General features: G+C 50.2%; 21 protein-coding genes. 6 read left to right on the forward strand and 15 right to left on the reverse strand.

All coding sequences use genetic code 11. The features are described from left to right. The first annotated feature begins 9 nt into the window (after nt 1-9). On the forward strand, nt 10-978 hold the full coding sequence (locus ACO0LH_RS03010; protein WP_422939565.1) for a M14 family zinc carboxypeptidase: 969 nt from the start codon (nt 10-12) through the stop codon (nt 976-978). Between the two features lie 34 nt (nt 979-1,012). Here ACO0LH_RS03010 and ACO0LH_RS03015 read toward each other — a convergent pair whose 3' ends face one another. From ACO0LH_RS03015 to ACO0LH_RS03070, 12 genes are all read right to left on the reverse strand, one after another. After that, entirely contained in the window at nt 1,013-1,630 is a 618-nt protein-coding gene (locus ACO0LH_RS03015; protein ID WP_422939566.1) for a hypothetical protein, read from the reverse strand. A 20-nt stretch (nt 1,631-1,650) separates the two neighbouring features. After that, nucleotides 1,651-2,319, reverse strand: coding sequence for a hypothetical protein (locus ACO0LH_RS03020; protein WP_422939567.1), 669 nt, complete (start codon nt 2,317-2,319; stop codon nt 1,651-1,653). Between the two features lie 294 nt (nt 2,320-2,613). Beyond that, a complete protein-coding gene (locus tag ACO0LH_RS03025; protein ID WP_422939568.1) occupies nt 2,614-4,065 on the reverse strand; it encodes a M16 family metallopeptidase in 1,452 nt (483 codons plus the stop codon). A 363-nt stretch (nt 4,066-4,428) separates the two neighbouring features. Further along, a complete protein-coding gene (locus ACO0LH_RS03030) occupies nt 4,429-4,761 on the reverse strand; it encodes a secretion protein HlyD (protein WP_422939569.1) in 333 nt (110 codons plus the stop codon). Next, entirely contained in the window at nt 4,758-5,348 is a 591-nt protein-coding gene (locus ACO0LH_RS03035) for a hypothetical protein (protein ID WP_422939570.1), read from the reverse strand. Before ACO0LH_RS03035 ends, ACO0LH_RS03030 begins: the two co-directional genes overlap by 4 nt. Before the next feature lie 9 nt (nt 5,349-5,357). After that, the gene (locus tag ACO0LH_RS03040; protein WP_422939571.1) at nt 5,358-7,475 is read right to left on the reverse strand and encodes a peptidase domain-containing ABC transporter; all 2,118 of its coding nucleotides are present in this window, start codon (nt 7,473-7,475) and stop codon (nt 5,358-5,360) included. A 304-nt stretch (nt 7,476-7,779) separates the two neighbouring features. After that, nucleotides 7,780-8,994, reverse strand: a complete 1,215-nt coding sequence (locus tag ACO0LH_RS03045) for an alpha/beta hydrolase family protein (protein ID WP_422939572.1) — start codon at nt 8,992-8,994, stop codon at nt 7,780-7,782. 106 nt (nt 8,995-9,100) lie between these two features. Next, on the reverse strand, nt 9,101-9,463 hold the full coding sequence (locus ACO0LH_RS03050; protein ID WP_422939573.1) for a hypothetical protein: 363 nt from the start codon (nt 9,461-9,463) through the stop codon (nt 9,101-9,103). 162 nt (nt 9,464-9,625) lie between these two features. Then, complete coding sequence (locus ACO0LH_RS03055) at nt 9,626-10,963, reverse strand: HlyD family secretion protein (protein ID WP_422939574.1); 1,338 nt, start codon at nt 10,961-10,963, stop codon at nt 9,626-9,628. Between the two features lie 350 nt (nt 10,964-11,313). Continuing rightward, nucleotides 11,314-11,808, reverse strand: coding sequence for a hypothetical protein (locus ACO0LH_RS03060; protein ID WP_422939575.1), 495 nt, complete (start codon nt 11,806-11,808; stop codon nt 11,314-11,316). A 151-nt stretch (nt 11,809-11,959) separates the two neighbouring features. Continuing rightward, nucleotides 11,960-13,372 carry a hypothetical protein gene (locus tag ACO0LH_RS03065; protein ID WP_422939576.1) on the reverse strand — a complete coding sequence of 471 codons (1,413 nt, stop codon included), beginning with the start codon at nt 13,370-13,372 and terminating at the stop codon, nt 11,960-11,962. Nucleotides 13,373-13,374: 2 nt separating this feature from the next. Further along, entirely contained in the window at nt 13,375-14,673 is a 1,299-nt protein-coding gene (locus ACO0LH_RS03070; RefSeq protein WP_422939577.1) for an SPFH domain-containing protein, read from the reverse strand. 301 nt (nt 14,674-14,974) lie between these two features. On the opposite strand from ACO0LH_RS03070, the gene ACO0LH_RS03075 reads away from it, so the two are divergent. Together ACO0LH_RS03075 and ACO0LH_RS03080 are read left to right on the forward strand one after the other, a co-directional pair. Further along, nucleotides 14,975-15,712, forward strand: a complete 738-nt coding sequence (locus tag ACO0LH_RS03075) for a response regulator transcription factor (RefSeq protein WP_422939578.1) — start codon at nt 14,975-14,977, stop codon at nt 15,710-15,712. Nucleotide 15,713: 1 nt separating this feature from the next. Beyond that, nucleotides 15,714-17,792 (forward strand): sensor histidine kinase, encoded by a 2,079-nt coding sequence (locus ACO0LH_RS03080; RefSeq protein ID WP_422939579.1) that lies wholly within the window; start codon nt 15,714-15,716, stop codon nt 17,790-17,792. Between the two features lie 36 nt (nt 17,793-17,828). Here the strand turns inward: ACO0LH_RS03080 and ACO0LH_RS03085 are convergent, their stop codons facing one another. The 3 genes from ACO0LH_RS03085 to ACO0LH_RS03095 form a co-directional block, all read right to left on the reverse strand. Further along, nucleotides 17,829-18,212: a cupredoxin domain-containing protein gene (locus ACO0LH_RS03085; protein WP_422939580.1), complete on the reverse strand. Its 384-nt coding sequence runs from the start codon at nt 18,210-18,212 to the stop codon at nt 17,829-17,831. 2 nt (nt 18,213-18,214) lie between these two features. Further along, complete coding sequence (locus ACO0LH_RS03090) at nt 18,215-19,087, reverse strand: metallophosphoesterase (protein WP_422939581.1); 873 nt, start codon at nt 19,085-19,087, stop codon at nt 18,215-18,217. An 80-nt stretch (nt 19,088-19,167) separates the two neighbouring features. Beyond that, nucleotides 19,168-19,557 carry a c-type cytochrome gene (locus ACO0LH_RS03095; RefSeq protein WP_422939582.1) on the reverse strand — a complete coding sequence of 130 codons (390 nt, stop codon included), beginning with the start codon at nt 19,555-19,557 and terminating at the stop codon, nt 19,168-19,170. A 139-nt stretch (nt 19,558-19,696) separates the two neighbouring features. Between ACO0LH_RS03095 and ACO0LH_RS03100 the strand changes: the two genes are divergently transcribed. The 3 genes from ACO0LH_RS03100 (at nt 19,697) to ACO0LH_RS03110 (ending at nt 23,440) form a co-directional block, all read left to right on the forward strand. After that, nucleotides 19,697-20,290 (forward strand): sigma-70 family RNA polymerase sigma factor, encoded by a 594-nt coding sequence (locus ACO0LH_RS03100; RefSeq protein WP_422939583.1) that lies wholly within the window; start codon nt 19,697-19,699, stop codon nt 20,288-20,290. Further along, complete coding sequence (locus ACO0LH_RS03105; protein WP_422939584.1) at nt 20,280-21,071, forward strand: anti-sigma factor family protein; 792 nt, start codon at nt 20,280-20,282, stop codon at nt 21,069-21,071. The genes ACO0LH_RS03100 and ACO0LH_RS03105 overlap by 11 nt, the downstream gene beginning before the upstream one ends. Nucleotides 21,072-21,340: 269 nt before the next feature. Then, a complete protein-coding gene (locus ACO0LH_RS03110; RefSeq protein WP_422939585.1) occupies nt 21,341-23,440 on the forward strand; it encodes a prolyl oligopeptidase family serine peptidase in 2,100 nt (699 codons plus the stop codon). Nucleotides 23,441-23,454: the final 14 nt, after the last annotated feature.

The following is a 23,454-nucleotide window of genomic DNA, read 5'->3' on the forward strand; positions in this document are numbered from 1 at the left end:
CAAGCAAGAATGCAATGGAGATTGTTGAGAAGTAAAGTCTGTGCATTTCGCTGCAAACCACCTGGTGCTGCTTTTGCCGTAACGATGACGAGCCTGCTGGCAAGCGCATCCTTACTGGCAGCGCAGCCCGATGTAAAGCCTGTAGCAAAGCCTGTAACAACATCTGCGGCAGTCACCGCGCCCGCCAGCAAACCCAAAATCATCACCGACTGGTGCACCCCGTTGGTGGCACGCCTGCCCAAGGTCTCTTTAAACGACTGCAAGAACAGCAAGTTCAGCCCTACCGGTGCCACTTCGCTCAACGGTTTTCCGGTACTTGCGCGTGATTTACGCGCAGATGCCAAACACCCGCAGGCCATTAAAATCCTGTTGATAGGCGGCATTCACGGCGATGAACAGACTGCCTCATCCATTGTTTTCAAATGGGTGGAAACCATGCAGAAAAGCCCGCTGGAATTCAACTGGAAGATCGCCCCCGTGGTCAACCCCGATGGCTTGCTGGCCGCCAAACCACGGCGCGTCAATGCCCGTGGCATAGACCTCAACCGCAACTTCCCGACGCCCAACTGGCAAAAAGAAGCCCCCAGTTACTGGGCCAGGGTCACCCGCAGCGACCCGCGCCGTTACCCCGGCAAGGCCCCCATATCCGAGCCTGAAAGCCGCTGGGTCTATGACACCATAGAAAAATTCAAGCCTGATGTCATCATCTCGGTGCACGCACCTTTTGGGGTACTCGATTTCGATGGCCCGACCACGCCACCCAACCGTTTTGGCCGTCTCATCTACAACCGCGTCGGCGTCTACCCGGGTTCACTGGGCAACTACAGTGGCCTGCACAAGGACATCCCGGTCGTCACCATAGAACTGCCGAACGCCACCCAGATGCCACCAGACGCCGAAATACAGCGCATCTGGCAAGACATGCAAAACTGGATAAGACAGAACGTAGCCGCCCCATTAAAGACAGCGCGGAACTAGGCATTCACACGTCGATTCTTCGCCCCTGCTTGATTCAATGCGGTACAAGAATGCCCAGATCTTCTGCCTTGAGTTCACTGATGGCTTCATACTTTCCACCACCGGTGTCCTGCAAAAAAATGGCGTGCTGATCCTTATCCGGTTTATTGAATATATGGATGGCCCCAAAATTATCTTTGACGCGATATAGCAAGGGAAGAAAATCCGCAGGTATTTTGCCTTCACTGCGGGCGACGATCTTGTTGAAAAATTCTTCCGTCTGTTCTTTCAGAAACTCTTCATCCCTGGAGACCAGTGGCCGCAATATCAGCCGGCTTGATTTTCCATCGGCACTGGGCAACAAGCTACGCTGATAACCGTACAGAAAAATGGTCGCGCAAGCGAATGCGCAATTTTCACGGGCGAAAGTATGCAGGTGATATTGATCAATCAGATCCAGCATCTTTTTGGTCAGTTCAATTTCATTCTTGTAGATACCATAAGATCTGACAAACTCGATTTCCCGCAGCGAAGGATGCGCTTTAAGCTGCGTTTCAAGGTCATGGATTTTTTCAGCATTAATAAAACTCGTGATGATGTAACGTGTTTTATTTTCATCCGCAATTGCTGTCGAACAAAGCAAGAGCAGCAGGCAGTAAATTAGTTTTTTCATTTTTTGATCCGGCTGAACAACTACTCTTCAACTTCAATCCCAAGTTCGCTTAAGGTCTGGCTGGACAATGCCTGCAATTGATCGCCATATTTGCCCTGAAAGAAAATATGTTTTCCATCTGCATTCGCCTGACGCTTGATGATGATCCCGCCATATCTGTCTGTCGCCTGGTACATTTTCTGCAAAAGCGCCTGACTGATTTTATTGCCGCTGCGACTGCTTATTTCCTGAATATACTTATCAGTGGAAAAACTGACGACCTGATTCATGTTCGAATTAAATATGGGATGCAGCTTGAGGATGGTGGGATTATCCTCAGTACCTTTTAACAAACTGCGTTGATGTCCCATCAGAAAAATGAAGGCACAGGTGGAATCACAAAAACCACGCGCATAAGTATGCAACTTCAATTCATCAATCTTGAGCTGAAATAAATTCACGATAGAGTCAGCATAACCCTTTGAGCCGTTGGAATTAAAAAATTCCAGTTCACGGATCGCAGGATTGACTTTCAGCGCCGCTTCAAAATCCCTGTAGGTATCCAGCGTCAGGGAATCCGATATCCGATAGCGTATGGAAGCAGAAGGCGGGGCGAGAGGGGTAACAGGGGCAGCAGAAGGCGCATCGTCGGCGACAGCGTAATACGGAACACAAGGTAAAAGAAATGCCAGCAAATAAAAGTGTTTCATTCATCTCCCTCAATTAAGCCCGTTTCAAATTCGACACTTCATCCTTGAGAACAGCAGCACGCATTTCCAGTACCTGCCCCTATGGAACCAAAGCGTAACACTACATCACCAAGATGGCGCTTTTCAAAATAAGAGACCGGCAAACGCACAAGGTGGGCAAATACGCGCGCCGACCATTGCAGGCTGATGTCCATAATTCAGCGCATCAAAAACCAGCTGCGCGCGAGGCCTATGGCATTCTGGGTGATCATCAACAGCGCAAAACCAAACACCAGCACGACCAGTAATTTTTTGTCACCGCGATTTCAATAAAAGCGGCGTTTTCACACTATTTTCTTCCATGAATATCCCAACAGTACGGTTACTTGGGACTAGCAAAGATTTCGAGACTCTGTGCAAGTGCTCCAATGTCATTTCTTGTATGCGATTCCGCTCCCAAAAATATAGGCGCCAATCACCACCAGCAATGTAACTCGACAGTTTTTCTGAAAACTCTTTTATGTCCTTACGTTCATTACTCGCTTTTACTTTGTATTGATTTTTGATTTCGTCCAATTCAATTTGATTGAACTTCTTTTTTTTTAGATTCGATTCTTGCTGCAAAAAAAAATCTTTAACTTGAGGAATTTTTTTTGCATCACCAAAATCCAGTTCTGCATAAAACATTAGTGCATTTGCTTCTGAAAATTGCAAATTCCCGCTATTAAAACTACTAGATTTCTTTGAATTCAATAATTTCTTTTTCCAGCTTTGTATTCCGTTATCACTTGATAGCAATTCACCTATCAATGTTGCAGCAGCATAATCTGGATGAGAAATACCTTCTGTACGATATGCTAAAAAAACGACAGATCGTTCTTTGGGCCTACGAATAAGAAATTCTTTTTGAGTCTGTCGTGGGAATTTTCCCACACTGATATTCGATACAGGTTCTTTATATCCGGGAATTTCAGAAAATGCATTGGCAACAGAAATTAAGGCTTTTTCCACATCAAAATTACCTGCAATAATTATTGTTGCGTTGTTGGGGTGGTAATGTTTTTCCCAGAAATTTTTCACCGCATCGAGTTGAATATTTTCCAGATCCCGGCGACTTCCCAAGACATCTGTTCCATAGGGATGCTGCTGAAAAACAGTTTCAAGCATTTTCTTGTAATGAAATCTTCTGATGTTCGAATCATTTTCCCTAAGCTCGTCCAAGACTTCAGATAAAGCTGTGTGCAAGCTATCTTTTGAGTAAGAGAAATTCTGCATGCGATCAGCTTCTACATTCAGAATCCAGTCAAGATAATTATCTTTAGTCTCAAAATTAGAACGATAATAAGTGTAGTCTGCACTTGTAATTCCTACTCGCTTGAATTTTCGATCTTTCATTTCTTGCTGTAAATCTGGATGATGCCCAGATCCACGCATTACAGCAAAATGTTCAAAAAGATGTGCAATGCCTTTTTCATCTGGTGCTTCGTACTTTGAACCAACGCGATAAGTCAAATTCACCACAGTATTTTTTGCAAACGTATCTGGTATAAGTAGTATCTGCAAACCATTACTTAATTTGTATTCGCTGATTCCTTCAAGTTCCCGAACAAATATTCCTGTTTCCTGGCTATTTTTAGTCAACAACTGTTCAGACTGTTTTGCGCTCACTGCGGCCATGACAGACAGAGAAAGTAATGCGAGAATTGCGTTGATCATTTTCACAGTTAAATTCATTCCCTTAAAAATAAAGAATAAGGTAAGCAACATATCATTACGCTGCTTGCCTTACAAAAGCTACTCGGTCACATTAACCCGTAGTACCACATGTTTCGGGACGACTCTCAGCCGCCGCTTCCCTCGCTTGCTGCTCACCATATTCATCTTTTTCTTCTTGAGTCATTCTTTTACCGGTTTACTCTCCGTCACCACCGCTTACCAGTTTCAACAGTTCTTCATTTGAAATAATACGCATTTTATGTTACTCCTATACGTGGTTAAGTGAACCATACCTCATGGCATGGCTTTACTACTCCGATCAGGGTCTTGATCAACCTTATCTTTTTTTGGGGCTGGGTCTGTCGGGTTTTCCTGACAGGCTCAGCATCTAATTCTGAAATACTTTGTTGCCTTTTAGGTTCGCCGGTTGATTGCCAGTACTGGCTCCAGTACGCATCCCCAAATCCTGCGCTTGTCCTGTATCACGCCCGCTTCCGGCGTCATGCCTGGCTTGAGCATTTTTGCCTGTCCATAGGCATTGATGCTTTGCTCGTGCAGCCTGACCTTGATGCGGTACAGCGCTTCGTTCGTGTTGAAGCCAATGATGGATTGCTGGGCATTGCTCAAAATCGTTGTTGCCAGATGTGCGGGTAGTTCTGCCGGGGCAAAGGGGGTGCGGCTGACATCCGTGACAGTGGCGCTGTGCAAACCAAATTTTTGGTAATGAAAGGCTGCATAGCGTATCAATACTTCTTGTCTCGGCTGGATGAAACCTGCTGTGCGGCTGGGTACATTTTCTGCAAAAGCGTCTGACTGATTTTATTGCCGCTGCGGCTGCTTATTTCCTGAATATACTTATCGGTGGAAAAACTGACGACCTGATTCATGTTCGAATTAAATATGGGATGCAGCCTGAGGAAAGTGGGATTATCCTCAGTACCTTTTAACAAACTGCGTTGATGTCCCATCAGAAAAATGAAGGCACAGGTGGAATCACAAAAACCACGCGCATAAGTATGCAACTTCAATTCATCAATCTTAAGCTGGAATAAATTCACGATAGAGTCAGCATAAGCCTTTGAGTCGTTGGAATTAAAAAATTCCAGCTCATGGATTGCAGGATTGACTTTCAGCGCCGCTTCAAAATCCCTGTAGGTTTCCAGCGTCAGGGAATCCGATATCCGATAGCGTATGGAAGCAGAAGGCGGGGCGAGAGGGGCAACAGGGCAGCAGAACGTGCAGTAGAAGGGGCAGTAAGAGGCGCATCGTCGGCGACTGCATAATACGGAATACAAGGTAAAAGAAATGTCAGCAAATAAAAGTGTTTCATTCATCTCCCTCAATTAAGCCAGCTTCAAATTCGACACTTCATCCTTGAGAATAGCAGCACGCACTTCCAGTACATTCCCGTCATATAAGGAAACCACCCGCTCGGCGGCATTGATAGTCTCGGGGCGATGCGCCACCATGATGCGTGTCAGTTGTAAATCACCGAGCGCCTGATTGACCTTGTGTTCGTTATTCACATCGAGGTGGCTGGTTGCTTCATCCAGCGCCAGTACTTTTGGCTGTTTGTATAAGGCACGTGCCAGCAAGACGCGCTGCTTTTGACCGCCAGACAGGCTGCTACCCATATCACCAACCAGGGTCTGGTAACCCATGGGCATCTTGCTGATTTCTTCATGGATGGCCGCCAGCCCGGCGCACTGTTCTACCCTGGCCTGATCACAGTGACTGTCAAAGAAAGCGATATTGTCCATGATGGAACCAGCCAGTAAAACGTCTTCCTGCATGACTGTGCCGACGAGTTGGCGGTAAGTCTTGACGCCAAGCTGGGTGATGGGGATATCATCGATCAACACTTCACCCTCTGTCGGTTTCAACAGACCCAGAATGATCTTGCACAAGGTCGTCTTGCCACAACCACTGGGCCCAACCAGCGCAATGCTTTGCCCTGCAGGTATCGTCAGGTTCACATCCTTCAATACCCAGGGCTCACCCTCGGCATAACGAAACTTGATATTCTTGAGCGTGATGACAGGCTTGATGCGCGAGATATCAGTTTCGATCGCAGTTTCTGCCTCGGCCTCTTCCAGCACAATATCGGCCAGCCTTTCGCTATGCAGGCTCAGCATGCGGTAACTGATAAACACGTCAATCAGACTGGAAATGCGGCCAGTGAAGGTGCCCGCATAACTGGAGAAGGCCATCAGCATGCCGACCGTGAGTGTATTTTGCATGACCTGGCCAGCACCGATATAAAACAGTGCCAGGCCCTGTATGCCAAAGATCAGGGTATTGCTGACCTTGAAGATGATGGATAATTTTTGTGTCTTGATATCACGGTTTTGTACATCCATCTTCAGGTTCTGCCATCGCGACAAACGTTCAGTCTCACGACCAAACAGTTTCAAAGGCGTGACGGCACGCATGGTTTCCAGGAAGTGGCTACTTTCTTTGGAAGAAAGTATCAAGCGCTGTTGCGATGCTTCGCGGAAAGGCTGATAGAAAGCCCAGCGCAAACCCGCGTACAAAATGACCGCCCCCAATACCAGCATGCTGAGCTTGACGCTATACACCAGCATCATGACCAGCGCCAGCACAGCCATCAAACCGTCAAGAGCACTTTCGACAAACATGCTGGTCAGGGTACTTTGTATCGCACCGATGGAACCAAAACGCGACACCACATCACCCAGATGGCGCTTTTCGAAATAAGAAACCGGCAAACGCACCAGATGCGCGAACACGCGCGCCGACCACTGCAAGCTGATATCCATACTCCAGCGCATCAAAAACCAGCTACGCGCGAGACCTATGGCATTCTGCGTGATCATCAACAAGATGAAACCAAAAACTAGTACGGTTAACAGTTCTTTGTCGCCACTGACGATGACTTCATCTACAACAAATTGATTGAACAAAGGTGAACAGATCGCGAAGATTTCCAAAGCCAAGGCAAGGGCAATGACTTTGACGATGGCTGGACGCAGGCCAACAATGTGACCAGTTAAATCACGCAGGGCAAGCTGCTTCCTTTCATCCCTGGGTTTGAAGGCAGGGCTGGGTGCCAGTTCCAGAGCCACACCGGTAAAATGTTTGGACGCTTCTTCTATCGAAACGCGGCGCTCACCCACAGCGGGATCAAGCAAAATCAGCGTCAGCTTGCCACGCCAGTCTTTGCGCACGGCTTCCAGCACCACAAAGTGATTCAAGTTCCAGTGCAGGATGCAGGGTAAAGCCAGTTGATCAAGTTCATCGAGTTCCAGACGCAGCGGACGGCTATTCAACTGCATGGCAGATGCGTGACGCATCAGTTGCGCCAGGGTTGCACCTTTAAGGCTGATGGAAAATTGACGGCGCAAATCAGCGAGGTCAGTGTTGTAGCCAAAATGGCTGGCAACCATGGCGAGACAGGCAAGGCCGCATTCGCTGGATTCAGTTTGGAGCTTCAGGTTCATTTGCCAGACGTGAATTATAGAAATACTTTCTATTCACATCACCAGATGTGCATAGTTTTAAAATCAGTTGAAGAATAGTGCTAGTCGACATCTCTTTTAAACAGAGAGTAAATCCAGGCAATCGCGAAGCCTAATGGAAAATAATAGCCAAATATCTTCAAGATGATTGCAATATCAAAAGACGTTAACTTGCCTTTTATTATCCACCCCAAAAGACCGACCAAAAAGCTTATCAGGCCACACAATAGTGGCTGCTTGAATTTTGAAATTTTCCAACGCATTTACTATCCCTCAGTGTCTACAGTTAATTGCTGAGAAACCAGTGGAATTTTTTGACGATTTGATTCGCCACATTTTCTGGTATTGTTTCCTGGTTTTCCTGCTCTAATCCATGCCCCAGATGCGGGTAGACGTTAAAGTGAATATGCTTATTTTTTAATTTTTCTTTTTCCAATATGCCGACATTAATCGGGACATTCAAACGTTGATCATTGTCCCCATAGAAAATTTCCACGGGGCCTGCAAAACCAGATAACTCGGACAATGGCTCGACAAACGCTGTTTTCTCAATAAAGAAGTCCTTCATATAACCAGCACTGGATTCAACTCTGTTTATACCATCACGAGTTTCGCTAAAAACGGCATGACGGGGTACATCAGAATAGACCTTCAGATTATTTGTAAAGTTCGTTACCAACTTTTCCTTGGCAAGTATCATGTCATTCGCATCAATTTCGCTCTTGGCTCCAAACAAATCGACTACATCCTGGCCCTTCCAATTTCGCTTTTGTGCGACGGCTGCCATTTCTGACACATTGAGCGTTGTCATATTTTTTGAAAAATGCTCCGCTAATAAATCGGGGATAAACGCACACATCTGTCTTTCCCCGGCTTTATAAGGAGATTCTGCGGGACCGCCAATCGCCGCTATAAAGCGCGGATGAATAAGCGCTCTTCCGGTTACGTTTGCGACATGCAACAAGCCTTCCGAATACGCTAAAACGCCCATTCGCTTTTCGTCAATATCAGGTAATGTCATTGCAAGTTGATAGACCGTAACGATATCTTGTCTCAAGGATTCAAAATCTACTGTCTTACGCGCAGGGTTATTCCAGCAATCAGTGACAAACTCGGAAAAATTCAGGGCTCTGGTTTTTCCATGCATGCATCGTCGGCCAGAGACAGTTCCCCTTGTGTCAAATCGCACTATGGCAATTCCATTTGCAAGTAGTTTGCTTCCCAGACCTAACATGCCATCTTCATCTTGCTCAAAATTGGGAGCAAGGGGGTTGAAATATAAATCTGCTGTGGCCTTTGTTCCTGGAACGACCACAATGACGGGAATCTTCGTACCAGCGCTGACGCGTTCTTTCCTGGGCATGCTTACATAGACGTTGAGAAATGCTTTGCCATCCAAAGTAGCAACATGAAATTCGCTTACGCTATCTTTGCTTACTGCATTGCCTGTGGCCAGTAAGCTAAAAAAAACAATCCCCATGCGTAACAAAAATGACAGCATTTTTAATTCCCAATACGTATCGCCAAGAAAATTTAAATTCAGGTAGCGTTAAAGTATGCAAGGAAGAATCAGCCTCCTTGCATTTAAATGAAACTGCTAAACCAGATTACGGAGTGCAGTCGTAAGTCATTTTATAAGTGCTGGCGGTGCCGCCAGTAGATACATTGACGCCAGCTTGGGTTGAGTACGTAAACGTTGCGGTGGAAGTGCCTCCAGTAACCTCAACTTTCACATTCGTAGGCGTACTTCCTGTTTGGCACATTTGTTGTCCGCTAAAAGGATTCTGTACGGGCGACGGTATGTCGATTTTACTAACAATAGTATATGTCGGTGCCGTATCCTGGGAAATATAATCCAGTCCCATCGAAACCGAATCCGCCGCGCTCATGTCGCCATCCATACCGCCAGTCAATTCTTCTTCGCCACCGCCAATTTGGTCAAGCAATTTTTCGTTTGTGATTACGTGCATTTTGTAATACCTTTCTACATTGTTGGAAAGAACCATACCTCATGGCATGGTTTTTACTGCTCCGTTCAAGGTCTCGATCACCTTGAACGGTTTTTCTGGCTGAGTCTGTTGGGTTTTCCCCATAGACTCAGCAAGGAATGATGAAATTCATTGTTCTTGCTTTCAGGCGCGCTGTGCCATTGCCAGCACCGGCTCCAGCACCCATTCCCAGATTTTTCTACTGTCTTGCAGCACATCTGCTTCCAGCGTCATGCCAGGCTTGATGGCTTGTGCCTGTCCATAGGCTTGTATGCTTTGCTCATCAAGCCTGACCCTGACGCGGTAGAGCGCTTCATTACCGTTAAACCCGTTAATCGCTTGTTGGGCATTGCTCAAAATAGTGCTTGCCAGGTTCTGCGGTAATTCTGATGGTGCAAATGGGGTGCGGCTGACATCGGTCACTGTTGCGGTATGCAAGCCAAATTTCTGGTAGGGGAAAGCGGCATAACGTATCAATACTTGCTGCCCAGGCTGGATGAAGCCAGCAGTGCGGCTGGGTACATACAAATGCACTTCCAACAGGCCAGCGGTTTGTTCAGCTTTTGATCTGTCCGCCCCCTCTTTGCTGCCGGACGGTATCAAACTTGCCAGTACTTGGCCCGCATTGATAGCCTGTCCATTTTGATTGGTCAGCGCCGTCACCGTACCTGCCTGTGGTGCTGTAATCTGACTGGATTGACGATTGGCGTTTTCTGCTACTTCCTGTTTCAGGCTGGCTTTGGCCCTGTCGATTTGGGTCAGGTCGGTGGCCAGTGTGTTTGCCAGGGTATTGAGTTCGTCTTGCAGGGCGATTTTATTCGCCTGTAGCTGGGTCTTATTTCGCTGCAAGGTGCTTAAGCGGGTGCTGATGTCGATCAGGTCTTCCTGCTTTTGCTGGGTCTGGGCGGCAGAGACATAACCACTACCTTGCAGGGTTTCAAACTTGCTGACGCTTTGTTGTGCCAGTTGCTGGCGGCGCAGCGACAATGTCAGTTCTTGTTCCAGTTGGCCATATTCGAGTTCAAGATTAGCCAGCCTTTGGCTGAGTGCCAGTTTCTTTTCCTGATACTGTGTCTGGCGCAGGCGTTGTTCTGCTGCCAGGCTATCGGCGCGGGTAGCCAATTGCTGGGCGACCAAGGCAGTAATTTCGCCCTGGCTGTTTTGTCTCTCTGTACTGATGGTGAACAAGACTTGCCCGACCTTGACCAGCTCACCTTCTTTGACGTGGGTATTGAGTAATATGCCTGCATTGGGCGCCGCAACGCTCAACTGGCCACCGACAGGTACGGTAATACCAGTGACACGGGCTTTTTTGGTGATGCTGCCGAACGTGATATAAGAGATCAGGGCAGCGGCAATGATCAGGGCAACGATGGCAATCAGGGAAGCGGAAAGTGGCTGCGCCAAGCGTATGGAACCCATCCATTGACTGCCTAAGGCTGCGGTGACTTCAGGGCGGAACAATGGGCTGGAATTACTCATCACCCATCCTGCTAACTACAATTTGTTGCGATTTCACTGACATCTTCAATTATCTACGGCAATTTCTCAAAAAACACTTACTTGTGCACCGGTCGAAAGCATAAATGAAAACACTGAAAAAATGTTAAATAAAGTTAAAAATATATTTTAAACATGCCTAAAGACTACCTCATATTTTTCTGATAGGATCGCGCGCCACGTGCGCTGGCGCGGGCAACAATCAGCCAGGCCACTCATTGTTCAGGAGCCGCGACCAGGTCATGAAAAAGTTTTCATGCAGTCTCTGGACACCATTCTGATGTCCAGGCATTCTTCTTTAAATCCGGTTCCATCATACGTATGTCTAAAAATCAGTCACCTTGCTGCTGCCAGATCGCCTTGCCCGCCTTCATATAGATCAGGGCACTAGCGGAGCCTTCTTTCGCCACAATGATGCCGTCATTCTGCAATTTGACAGACTTGGCATGATAGCTGTGTGGCTGTGAACCTTTGTCTTCGACATACCAAAGTTCCAGCCACGAAAAGTCATCACCACCATTGCCTGTCGCATGTCCCGCACCCACGATGACAGGCTTGGCTTTGCCATGTGACAAAAAGACGATGCCCTCTTTTTTAGTCTTGCTGTCCTTCACCAATACTGCCAGGTCACCCTTGCCAGCGCCCAGAAAATTGCCACGCCAGACGAAGGGATTGATACGGCTGTTCACCTCGATTGATTCTTGCTGGGACAAGCCATCAAGCTGCTTGCTTGCCCAGTCCGGCAATTGCATCTTGGGTGTCACATCCTGTGCAAAAGCGATGCTGTTGACGAATAACAGAGCGACAGACGCTAATTTAAGATTCATGGCAAAACTCCTGATAATGAAATAAATGGGTAAAAAGCGATTGGATGACAACCTGCGATGCTGAAACTGATCATTGATACTGATGATTGCTACAGATTACTACGACTGATTAACGCGACTAACTACCGCCACTACGGTCACTACAAAAACCTCACCTCAAACTGATGGTCTGCTTCTTCCACGCCGGGTCTTGCCACTTGTAGAAGACACTCAAAGAGCCTGGCTTGTCAGCACCGTTTTCAACTTGCAGGCTGTCCATGCTGACGACTTCAAAACTCTTTTTAAAACGGCCTTCGACCTTGGCTTCGCGTGCGACCAGCATCTTGTTGGCACCTGGCACCCAGCCGGCGAATTCTGCATAACCCAGATCAGGGTCGCTATTGGCTGGTGGCAGGATATCGATGATCCAGCCCTGGCTGGTCTGGTGAAATAACCAGAGTTCACGCCAGTTTTCCATCGGTTGCACGGCCAGCGTCAGCGCGGTGTTTTGTGCATTGGTACGGGCTGATGCTGCCCACACCACGCTATAGGTGCAGCGTTTTGCCAGCGGGTTTTTCATATCATGTCTGGCGTCAATCAGCATGACACAGGTTTCACCTGGCTGGCCCGGGGCGGTGAAGAGATTCAGGCCGGGCTTGGGGGCGACTGCGGGTTCAGCAGCCCAGCGTGTCGTACCTACCCGCACACCGGCTTCCGTATAGGCGTAGACATCTTCATCGGTGAATTCTTCTTTATTGACGGCGGCCAGTTCTGTCAATGCGAGGTTAGCAGCGTCTTCCATTTTTTCACCTCTGCGGGCGCGCTGGAAGGCGATGCTGGACCAGACGCCGGCCTTGCGCATGTGCATGCGGTTTTTCAGGTACTCGGGCAGGTTTGTCGTGTTGACCCGGTCAAGCACATCGGCACGCCATTGGTCGAGGGCAAAACGCTCGGCGGGGCGCATGGCAGGGTCTATGCAATCTGACCGTGTCAGCGCCAGAGCGGCGCGGGCTTTCTGGTCTGGTGTTGCGTTCATGGCCAGTACACGGCGAAAGGCTTCACCGTCATAGCAGAGTTGCATGCGGCCTTCGCGTTCATAGCCTTTGATGCTGATGCCATAATTGGCGACCACTTCCAGATGGGCGGCAATGATCGCTTCATTTTGTTTGGGCTGCTTGCTCGAAGCACGGCGTGCCAGACGCTCTGCCATGGTACCCAAAGCATCAAAGGCTTCAGCACCGATGGCTTTTGCCGGAGCCGCCTTCAGATAGGCAGCGGTATAGCTGATACCCAGTGCTTCGGCACCCGGCGTGTCGCGCATGAAGCGGATGACGGCAAAACTGTCGGGTGCATCATCAGGCTGCATGGACACCAGACGCACTTGTGAAGCCTTGATATAACCGGCGCGTTCACGCCTGTGGTCATACACTTGCAGGTAGTCGAGTTTTTCACCACGGATTTCCAGGCTGTCGCCCTGCCACAGCACGGCTTGTTGTTGCGCACCGTCCTTGGGTGCGGCGCGCAATTGGGCCTGGTCCTGTGTGACAACGGCAAGCACGGCGACAGCAGCTAAGGTAGCAAACATGATTATTGGCTCTCTTTGTTTTCGTTAGTGGTTTCTGCTTCAGTCGCTACTTTCTGTTGCGCTGGGTTATTGTTTTTACCCGCCCCCAGCAAAGCTGCACCGATGAAGCCGCCATCTGCCGGTGGCGGCGCGATGATGACCGAGATCTTGTCAGACAATTTATCGGCCATGGTTTTTTGTATCAACAAGGGGTGCTTGGTCAGCAAGGCACCATCACGCTCCATTTGAGAACTGGCGACCTTGCCGATCAGGTCTTGCCTGTAGGCTTCGGCATCGGCCAGTTTGCGGCGTGACTCTGCTTCGCCCTGTGCTTCGATGACACGTGCCTGTGCCGTACCTTCCGACGTTTTGATGAGCGACACTTTTTCTGCTTCGGCTTCAAGCTTGCGTTGCTCTATCTGCTTTTGCTTGAAAGGCAGGACATGCTTCATGGCTTCTTCTTCCGCTCTGGCGGCGATGATCTGTTCATTGCCAGCGGCTTCGGCAGCTTTTTCGCGCTTGACCTTGTCGGCATCTGCCTCCAGTGCGGTTTGTTTAACCTGTTTGTCTTTCAGTTCCAGCGTATAACGCATTTTTTCGCTTTCCAGTTCTTCTGCCAGCAGTTTTTCCATGCCCCGTTTATAGTCGGCAGGCAGGTCCACCTTGCCCATCATGACGCTGCGCAGGATGATGCCGTCAGCGGCCAGCCTGGGTTTTAATTCAGCTTCGATCTGCTTCTGGATTTCTGCCCGTTTGCTGGAAAAAATTTCACGTACCGTGTATAGCGTGAATGCCTTGTAAATCACACCCTGCACTGCAGGCTCAACGATTTCTGCATTGATGTTTTCTGGCAGGCTTTTCGATATGTTGGTCAGCTTGGCCGGGTCAACCGCATAGCGTATGCTCAGGTCCACACCGATTGATAAACCTTCTACTGACTGGAAAGGCGCGTCACCGTCGGCACGGCTGCTGCGTACCGGTCTGTACAACTGGTCTTGCAGATTGAACAGGCGCAATTCATGCAGGCCTGGCACGACGATGACCGCACCGTCGTGCACCTGGTCTGCATTACCGGTTAACTGGTTGATACGTACGCCAACTTCACCACGTGGAATTCGCTTCACCGGAGGATGGGTGCTGATGGCATATACAGCACCGCCAACCAGGCTGAGAACCACCAGGCGATTGAACGTGGTTTTACTGAAGAGACCGGACTCTGTCGTGACCCTGGCCCCCACCTTGAGTCCCGACGCGCTTTTGCTGAAAACGGAAGACAGGGTGGATCTTACGGCTTGTACCAGGGATTTGATACGGTCAGACATGATGGATCTCCAATGTTGGTCATTTTTATCAGGATTGGTGCAGTAGCGTTTGCCCTGCTTTCCTTAGAACCTGCCGATGGTCTGTAGCGAAGTTCGCCGGCAGGTTCTGAGACACATCATGCGCCGCAAGCCACGGAACATACAATGCTGGGGCGGGGGCAGAAATATCACTGTGGCAAGCTATTTATTCCGCGCCTGGAATAAGCCTTGCCGCGTGTGAAGAAAAACTCACAGCAGCCGTATGACTTTTGCCTGAAAAGCGTGGATACTGCGGATATTGAGATTCCTGCAGGAGAAAACCGTGGTCAAAGTAGCTGTCATCGAAGATGATCTGCCCACCAGCAATCAGTTAAAGACCTGGATAGAAGCGGCAAAGCCGGGCATACAGATAGACCAGTGGTTCAGCCGTGATGATGCCGAAGCCGCCATCGTACGTGAAAACTATGACCTGGTGGTGCTTGATATAGAACTGGGGCGCGAGCGCCATGCCGGCGTCGCCATCATCAATGCCATCAACAAGCAGCATGCCACGCCGGTGCTGGTGGTGTCGGCCATGCCGGCCACCATCTACCGCAGCATCATGAAGGCGCTGGATGCCTGGGATTACCTGCAAAAAGCCACTTTTGAAGAAGCTGATTTCATCGAAACCTTCCTGGAAATGCTGCGCTCGGTGAAAGAGCGCAAGCTGCATAAAGAAAGCCAGAGCAGTGCCTACAAAGAAGCCGCAAAAAGCCCGGCTGCCGACCAGCTCAGCATGGACCCCTTGCGCCAGCGCACCCCCATCTGGCGCGGCCAGCGCATCAACCTGCCACTGACGGCACAACGCATACTGGCAGCCCTGTTTGCCCGCCGTGGCCAGGTGGTGTCGTATGAAGACCTTTATGAAGTCGTCAAGAGCGGGCGCAACCGCGACAATATACGCAAGCATGTCTCGACGATACGCGATGCCTTTCGCGAAATTGATGCCGACTTTGAATGCATAGAAAACGTCCCCATGCGCGGTTTCAGATGGGTGGATGACGACGCAGGCAGAAGCTGAGATGAGCAAGTTTTTGCTGGCAACTTACCGGCTGCGGATTTTATTCCGCGGGGTTTTTCTCTTGCTGGCGCTGGCAACCGTGGGGTTGGCGCTGTCTGTCCTGCAACAGGAAAAACAGCTCAGCTATAACAATTACCAAAGCAATTTTAATAAAACCCGTTTGCAGATATCGGCCACGCTGCGCCACCCCGCCGGGCAACTGGCCTTGCTGAATCCCCCTGCTGAGGGCAAGCGCGCATCCCTACGCCCTCTGTTGCTGCCGTATTCTGCGATTGATTTTGATGACCAGAACAAGGTACAGCAAGCCATCGCCATGTCAGGTTGCCTGGTGCAATATGGTAATGAAGGCGCACTCTGTAGCGGCATAGGCAATAACCCCTGGGCCGGTGGTTTTATCTATATCGCCGGCAATTTCAACAGCAGCCAACTGGTGTCGCACAAGCGTGGCAATGAAAGCCTGACACAGGCGCACAGGCTGAACGTCAGTGTCAGCCTGCGCGGCCAGACGTATCGCTGGATAGCACCGTTTGAAGAAGAAATAGCACCCGCCAGACAAAACCAGGGCGTGCGCGGACGCTGGACTGGTTTCAACGAAAGCGAAGCCAGCAAACCGAATGCACGCCCCGTCAAAGACTTCCGTGGCTGGGCCTGGCAACAGGCAGTTTGCAACCAGGCAGACCTTGATGACAAGGATGCCAACTGCCAGAAAAATACTTTCTTCTCACTGCGCCTGCCTATACCTGTGTTGCAGGAAGCCCTGTTTGAAAAAAAACGCCCGGTCTGGCCGCCACAAGATCTGGACCAGATGGAAGTCCACCTGTCTGTACTGCCACCGGATTCTGACACCGCCCTGCTGGACAGCAAGAACACGCCGACTGCGACACCGTTTTCACTCAAGGATTTGCAGGGCAATCTCCTGCCGGGCGAAACCCTGCGCATACGCAAGCGTGATGCTCAGGACAGCAAGGACAGCAAGGATGATCTGGTCAATTTGACCGGTGCCTTTGAACAAAGCGATGAGTCATGGAATATCATCACCCGCCTGATACGCCGCCTGCCTGTCGATGAATACGATGTCCCACTTGAAAGCCGCGAAACCATCAGCACGCCGCTGGCCAATTATGAAGTCTTGCTGAAAGGTGACGTGCGCAGCGTCAGCAAGAGCCTCAGCGTGGTTGCCAGCCGGGTTTCCTGGTTTGTCGGTGCGATGCTGCTGGCGCTGACAATGGCCTGGCTGTTGATCGAGGTCAGCATCATACGCCGCATCACCCTGCTGACCAGGCGCGCCGTGTCGCTGTCGAAGACCATGAAGGGCGCGGGTGAGCTTGAGCAATTCGATGTCAGCGATTTGCGCAGCCCCGATGAACTGGGCGTGCTGGCCAGTTGCCTGCATGACTTGCTGCGCCGCGTAAAGGAAGACGTGGAACGCGAAACCATACGCACCGAGCAAGAGAAAGAAATGTGGCATGCAGTGGGCCATGAAATCATGTCACCGCTACAGTCCCTGATGGCCTTGCATGGCACGGCAGATGACCAGAGCAACCGCTACATCAGCCGCATGCAGCAAGCCATACGTGTGCTGTATGGCAGTGCTTCGCCGAGTGAGGCATTTCAGTCCACTGTCTTGCAGGTCAGTGAAATTGACATCACCCTGTTTCTCAAAAACGTGGCCGACAATGCGCCCATGGTGGACATACCGCATGTCGTCTATCAGGGGCCGGATGAAGTCATCATGGTCAAGGCCGATGAATATTCACTCGAAGATGTCGTCACCCATGTCCTGCGCAATGCCCAGCGTTATCGCCAGAGCAATACGCCTATCAGCATCAGATTGCAAAGTACGGAAACCTCAGTGACGATCAGCATTCACAATACCGGCCCGCATATTGCAGAAGACCTCATCGACAAGATATTTGAATATGGTGTTTCTGACCAACTGGATTCAGGTGCGCATGGCAACCGCGGCCAGGGCTTGTTTGTCGCCAAAACCTATATGGCAAAAATGGGCGGCACCATCAGCGTACAGAATGTCGCCGATGGGGTCAGTTTTACGCTCAGCCTGCAAAGAGGGAATTGTTAAGCTGGTTTTCAAACCTTGATTTTCAAACCTTGAAATTCAGGCGATAACAACAAGCTTGCCACTCATGCCCTCATGTCCGTCACCGCAAAAGTTATCGCATAAAAATTCATAGGTGCCTGGCTTGTCCGGTTTCAGTTCCACATTGATGACTTTGCCTGGCACCAGATCCATGCGCAGATTAAAATCAGGCAGGTTGAAACCGTGGGTGAAATCCAGTGCGGTGAAAGCCAGTACGATGGTTTCGCCCACTTTGGCTTCTATGCGATTTGGCACGAATGAAAATTTTTGCGCTTTGACCGGGATAACACGTTTTCTGGATTGTCCCTGCGCATAGGCAAGCTGGCTGTAAGTCATGACCGATGCCGCGCCCAGCAATATCATCGCTGCACTCGCACAAAACAGGCGTCTGGATGCTTTCATGTTCATGCCTTTACCACAGGGAATTCGCTGACGCTGCTTACTTTGCCGTCCACATCAATTTCGCGGAAACCAAGACCTGAGAATGGTGCATCAGGTTTCCACGGCAAAGGTGTGCGCTTGTCCTGGGAACCTGGGGCCGGTAACGGAAAGATCAGGGATTTGGCAGCATGATGCGGGATATGCCCCGTCATGTGATGATGCTCCTGATGGATGTGGCCGTAAAACACGCTGATATTGGTATATGGCGTCAACAAGGCAATCGCCTGTGCGCCATCGCGTGTGGCCCAGTCCCATTTGGGTACCAGATCAAATAGCGGTCTGTGCGTGAACAGGACGATAGGCGCATCCTTCGCCTGCTTGCTCAGATCAGCCTCCAGCCAGGCCAGCTGTTTTTCGCCTATGCGTGCGCCTGAATCGGACACATTATCCAGCGCAATGAAATGTACGCCTTTATGATCGAAACTATAATTGGTCGCACCAAAATGCTCTTTATAGGCGGCACCGGCATCGAGTGAGGCATCATGCTCACCAGGGATGAAACGAATGTTCCTGACCTTCAGGTCGCCAGTGATGTCCTTGAATTCTGCCATGCGCCTGCGGCGTTCAACCGGGTCATCGGTGGTATGGGTCAGATCGCCCGTGAAGATGATGAAATCAGGTTGATGCGGCAAGGCATTGACACTTTCTATCGCCTTCCTCAAGGTATTCTTTGCCTCGGGGTTAGCGTCGCCGCTATAGCCCCAGTGCGTATCCGACAACTGGACGAAATAAAAATCAGATTCCGTATTTGCCAGTACGGAACGGTACAGGCCGGACATGAACACGGCACCACCGCCTACGGCACCAAGTTTCAGGAAATTTCTGCGGTCTATCATGGTGTTTCCTTTATAGAAGAAGGTCTTGTTCAAAAAAGACAGGTAAAAATCGCAGGTAATTAAAAACAGCTGATTCACGGTCACCGCGGCTGTGGTGCTTTCATGGTCTTCAGATAGGCAATCAGGTCTGCACGCTCGCGTGCCGAAGCGACAGAGACACCCATTTTTTGACCTGGTACTAATTTCTCAGGGTCGCGCAGCCAGGCATCCAGCAGTTTTTCATTCCAGACCAGGTCAGCCTTGCTTAGTGCAGCTGAATAGACATACGCTTCCACGCTGCCTGCCTTGCGGCCAAACACGCCCAGATGTGCCGGGCCGACACCGTTATACTGAACCGAGTGGCAGGCTGCACACCTGGCCTGGTAAAGCAGTTGCCCTGCGCTGGCATCCCCTGCTGCATGTGCTTCTGCCGTCATGGCAAGGTTCGCCAGTATGGTCAGTGTTGCCAGCAAATATGGTCGACTATTCATCTGATTAGCCTTATCCTTGAGTTAAAACTGATAGATGCAAATACCCGGAATGGCAGGAATTTATTCCCGCCAGACTCAAAAAAATTTGTTTTATTTTTTTGCCCGGATCGGGAATAAATCTGTGCGATATTGCGTCTTCATGGCAAGGATCAATAAAATGGGTGTGTTTTTGAAAGATGACCGTGCTGCCAAAGAATTTGAAACCCTCGCCCTCGCGCATCTGGATGCCGCCTATAACCTTGCGCGCTGGCTGACGCGCAATGACCATGATGCAGAAGACCTGGTGCAGAATGCCTATCTGCGGGCTTTCCGTTTCCGTGACAGTTATCACGGTGGGGATATCCGCGTCTGGCTGATGACGATAGTGCGCAATACTTACTACACCACTTTGCGTGACAACAAGAACATGGCCGCAGACATTGCTTTTGATGAAGCCATGCATGGTGACGCCGCAGGCAGCAATGAAGATTCCAGCTATGCCTTTGACAAAGACCCTGCCCATGCATGGGAAATGCGCGATGTGGGCAGGACCGTCAATCTCGCGTTGGAAAAACTGCCACAGGCTTTCCGGGAGGTGCTGGTATTGAAAGAAATGGATGATTTTTCCTACAAGGAAATCGCAGAAGTCTCAGGCATCCCTATCGGCACGGTGATGTCACGACTGGCACGGGCCAGAAAATTATTGCTGGGATTTCTGCAAGCAGGACCATCAGGAGATGAACATGGAATGTAAGCAGATCAGGCCATTGATGTCTGCATACCTCGATCAGGAGCTTGATGCCACGCAGGCATCGCAAGTGGATATGCATGTCGCAGGCTGCCAGGATTGCAGCGCGGCCTTATCACAAATGCAGGCAGTGAAGACAGGCGTAAAACAACATGCGCATTACCATACTGCACCCGCCGGATTGCGCCAGAAAATCATGGCAGACCTGGCGCAGCAACACCTGTCCAACCCTTCCCCATCACCCAGCCCTTCCCGCCCTTCACGTTTGCGTGCATGGCCCTGGGCCTGGATCAATCTTGGCCTGGCGGGCATGAGCACCGCTGCCTTTGCGGTCATGCTGGTACTGTATCTGGGCCAGCCGTCTGCCAATGACATTTTTAATGAGGATGTGCTGTCCAGCCATTTCCGCTCGCTGGCACCAGGGCATCTGATTGACGTCGCCTCTTCAGACCAGCATACGGTCAAGCCCTGGTATGCGGGCAAACTGGATTTTTCACCGCCGGTACGTGATCTGGCGGCGCAGGGTTACCCCCTGCTGGGTGGCAGGCTTGATTACCTGGCTGGCCGCCAGGTGGCAGCCCTGGTGTACCAGCACCGCAAGCATATTGTGAGTCTGTACCTGTACCCTGACAATGGTCAATCCCTGCCTGCGCCAACGACGGCATCCAGCCGTGGCTACCAGTTGATGCAGTGGAGTGCGGCTGGCATGCACTATGTCGCGGTATCAGACATGAATCATGAGGAGATGGCGCAATTTGCCAGTCAGGTCAGGGCATCTGCTGAATAAATCATGCAGGCATGCCTTCGTGAAATGATCAAAATTACATCAATCTGATGCAGGCAGCAGTTTTTCTTCAAAAAGCAAAACTTAGTTTTGTATCAAGACAAAAATCACATCGCACCATCGGAAAGCCCCGAATTAGAATGCCAGACCAAGGCGCAGAACTATTTGTTCCGTAGCCTGGTCTATTGCATTGCCTGACAAGGCAAGGGCAAATAATAAATCAGGTGGACACCACCTGTTCCAAAAAAACAAGGAAGACGATGAAACCACAAATGAAATTACTCGCAGCACTGTGCCTGCTGGGCGCAACCAGTCTGGCACTGGCGCAGGCAGAAGACAAGCACCAGTGGCTGGAAGACGTGACGGGTGAAAAAGCCCTGAACTGGGTCAAGGATCAAAACAAGCTCACCCGTGGCAAGCTCGATAATGACGCAAGCTTCAAACAGTTGAAGACTGATCTGCAAGTCGTGCTGGATTCAAAAGACCGCATCCCCAGCATACGCAAGATGGGAAACGCCGTCTATAACTTCTGGATGGATGCAGAACACCCACGTGGCGTCTGGCGCAAAACCAGCCTGGAAGAATACAAAAAAGCCCAGCCCAAATGGGAAACCGTACTGGATGTCGACGCACTGGCCAAAGCAGAAAATGAGAACTGGGTTTTCAAGAACAGCGCATGCCGCGAACCAGAATTTGATCGCTGTCTGATTGAATTGTCACGTGGTGGTGCCGATGCCGTGGTGACGCGTGAATTTGATCTTGCCAGCAAATCTTTCGTCAAAGGTGGCTTTACTTTGCCAGAAGCAAAAGTGGCACTGGACTGGCGTGACAAGGATACCCTGTTCGTCGCCACCGATTTTGGTCCTGGCAGCCTGACCGATTCTGGTTATGCCCGCATCGTCAAGGAATGGAAGCGGGGAACAGACATCTCTGAAGCCAGGACGCTGATGGAAGGTGAAAAAACAGACATGGCTGTTTCAGCCCAGGCCAGCGACCATAAGGGTGTGCACCGCGAGCTGGTGAACCGCCAGATGACTTTTTACACGGCAGAACAATTCCTGAAAGAGGGTGACAAACTCATCAAGCTGGATTTGCCGGCAAAAAGCAATATTTTCTTCTTCGACAAACAGGCCATTATCACCCCGCGTGAAACCTGGGCAGTTGGCGGCAAAACCTATGCGTCCGGCAGTGTGCTGGCCATTGATTTTGATGCTTTCATGAAAGGTAACCGTCAATTCACCGTGCTGTTTGAACCCAGCGACACCACGTCTTTTACCGGTGCTGCGGTGACCCGCAATCACTTGCTGGTACAGGCACTGGATAATGTCAAAAGCAGCCTGAAAGAATGGAAATTCGACGGCAGCAAATGGACATCACGCCAGGTGAATCTGCCCACCCTGGGTTCAGTCACGGTCAGCGCCCTGGACTCTGAAAATTCAGACGATTACCTGCTCAGCTATTCTGATTACCTGACGCCCAGTGTTTACATGCTCGCGCATGCAGGCAATGACCGCCGTGAACTGCTGAAATCGGCACCAAGCTTCTTTGATGCTGCACCATATGAAACAGTACAACAATTTGCCACGTCCAAAGATGGCACCAAAGTACCGTATTTCATCGTGCGCCGCAAAGATGTCAAGTATGACGGCAACAATCCGACCCTGCTGTACGGCTATGGTGGTTTCCAGATTTCCATGACACCTTCGTACTCAGGTGGTATTGGTAAATCATGGCTGGAAAAAGGTGGTGTCTACGTGGTGGCCAATATCCGTGGCGGTGGCGAATTTGGCCCACGCTGGCATCAGTCGGCACTGAAAGAAAACCGTCAGCGCGCCTATGATGATTTCGCTGCGGTGGCAGAAGACCTGATCGCCAGCAAGATCACCAACCCGAAACACCTGGGTGCAATGGGTGGCAGCAATGGCGGCCTGCTGGCTGGCGTTGCCCTGACCCAGCGCCCTGACCTGTTCAATGCCGTGGTCAGCCAGGTGCCTTTGCTTGACATGCAGCGCTTTAACAAATTGCTGGCTGGTGCGTCATGGATGGGTGAATACGGCAACCCGGATGTACCTGCCGAATGGGCTTACATTTCCAAGTATTCCCCTTACCAGAACGTCAAGGCAGGTGTGACTTACCCGAACGTGCTGTTCATCACTTCCACACGTGATGACCGTGTGCACCCGGGTCATGCACGCAAGATGGCGGCCAAAATGCTGGATCAGGGCCACAAGAATGTCTGGTACTACGAAAACATTGAAGGCGGTCACGGCGGTGCGGCCAACAATGCGCAACGCGCAGACATGAGTGCCATCACTTATACCTTCTTGTGGAATATGCTCAAGCGTGACAATGACGCGGTACAAGTGCATTAACTGACTTAAGTATC

The sequence above is a fragment of the Undibacterium sp. TJN19 genome, from assembly GCF_049339485.1.
Taxonomy (GTDB): Bacteria; Pseudomonadota; Gammaproteobacteria; order Burkholderiales; family Burkholderiaceae_D; genus Undibacterium.

Coding starts and splice junctions, on each gene's coding strand:
- ACO0LH_RS03010 (WP_422939565.1), top strand. CDS start 10: ATGCAATGGAGATTGTTGAGAAGTAAAGTCTGTGCATTTCGCTGCAAA.
- ACO0LH_RS03015 (WP_422939566.1), bottom strand. CDS start 1,630: ATGAAAAAACTAATTTACTGCCTGCTGCTCTTGCTTTGTTCGACAGCA.
- ACO0LH_RS03020 (WP_422939567.1), bottom strand. CDS start 2,319: ATGAAACACTTTTATTTGCTGGCATTTCTTTTACCTTGTGTTCCGTAT.
- ACO0LH_RS03025 (WP_422939568.1), bottom strand. CDS start 4,065: ATGTTGCTTACCTTATTCTTTATTTTTAAGGGAATGAATTTAACTGTG.
- ACO0LH_RS03035 (WP_422939570.1), bottom strand. CDS start 5,348: ATGAATGAAACACTTTTATTTGCTGACATTTCTTTTACCTTGTATTCC.
- ACO0LH_RS03040 (WP_422939571.1), bottom strand. CDS start 7,475: ATGAACCTGAAGCTCCAAACTGAATCCAGCGAATGCGGCCTTGCCTGT.
- ACO0LH_RS03045 (WP_422939572.1), bottom strand. CDS start 8,994: ATGCTGTCATTTTTGTTACGCATGGGGATTGTTTTTTTTAGCTTACTG.
- ACO0LH_RS03050 (WP_422939573.1), bottom strand. CDS start 9,463: ATGCACGTAATCACAAACGAAAAATTGCTTGACCAAATTGGCGGTGGC.
- ACO0LH_RS03055 (WP_422939574.1), bottom strand. CDS start 10,963: ATGAGTAATTCCAGCCCATTGTTCCGCCCTGAAGTCACCGCAGCCTTA.
- ACO0LH_RS03060 (WP_422939575.1), bottom strand. CDS start 11,808: ATGAATCTTAAATTAGCGTCTGTCGCTCTGTTATTCGTCAACAGCATC.
- ACO0LH_RS03065 (WP_422939576.1), bottom strand. CDS start 13,372: ATGTTTGCTACCTTAGCTGCTGTCGCCGTGCTTGCCGTTGTCACACAG.
- ACO0LH_RS03070 (WP_422939577.1), bottom strand. CDS start 14,673: ATGTCTGACCGTATCAAATCCCTGGTACAAGCCGTAAGATCCACCCTG.
- ACO0LH_RS03080 (WP_422939579.1), top strand. CDS start 15,714: ATGAGCAAGTTTTTGCTGGCAACTTACCGGCTGCGGATTTTATTCCGC.
- ACO0LH_RS03085 (WP_422939580.1), bottom strand. CDS start 18,212: ATGAAAGCATCCAGACGCCTGTTTTGTGCGAGTGCAGCGATGATATTG.
- ACO0LH_RS03090 (WP_422939581.1), bottom strand. CDS start 19,087: ATGATAGACCGCAGAAATTTCCTGAAACTTGGTGCCGTAGGCGGTGGT.
- ACO0LH_RS03095 (WP_422939582.1), bottom strand. CDS start 19,557: ATGAATAGTCGACCATATTTGCTGGCAACACTGACCATACTGGCGAAC.
- ACO0LH_RS03100 (WP_422939583.1), top strand. CDS start 19,697: ATGGCAAGGATCAATAAAATGGGTGTGTTTTTGAAAGATGACCGTGCT.
- ACO0LH_RS03105 (WP_422939584.1), top strand. CDS start 20,280: ATGGAATGTAAGCAGATCAGGCCATTGATGTCTGCATACCTCGATCAG.
- ACO0LH_RS03110 (WP_422939585.1), top strand. CDS start 21,341: ATGAAATTACTCGCAGCACTGTGCCTGCTGGGCGCAACCAGTCTGGCA.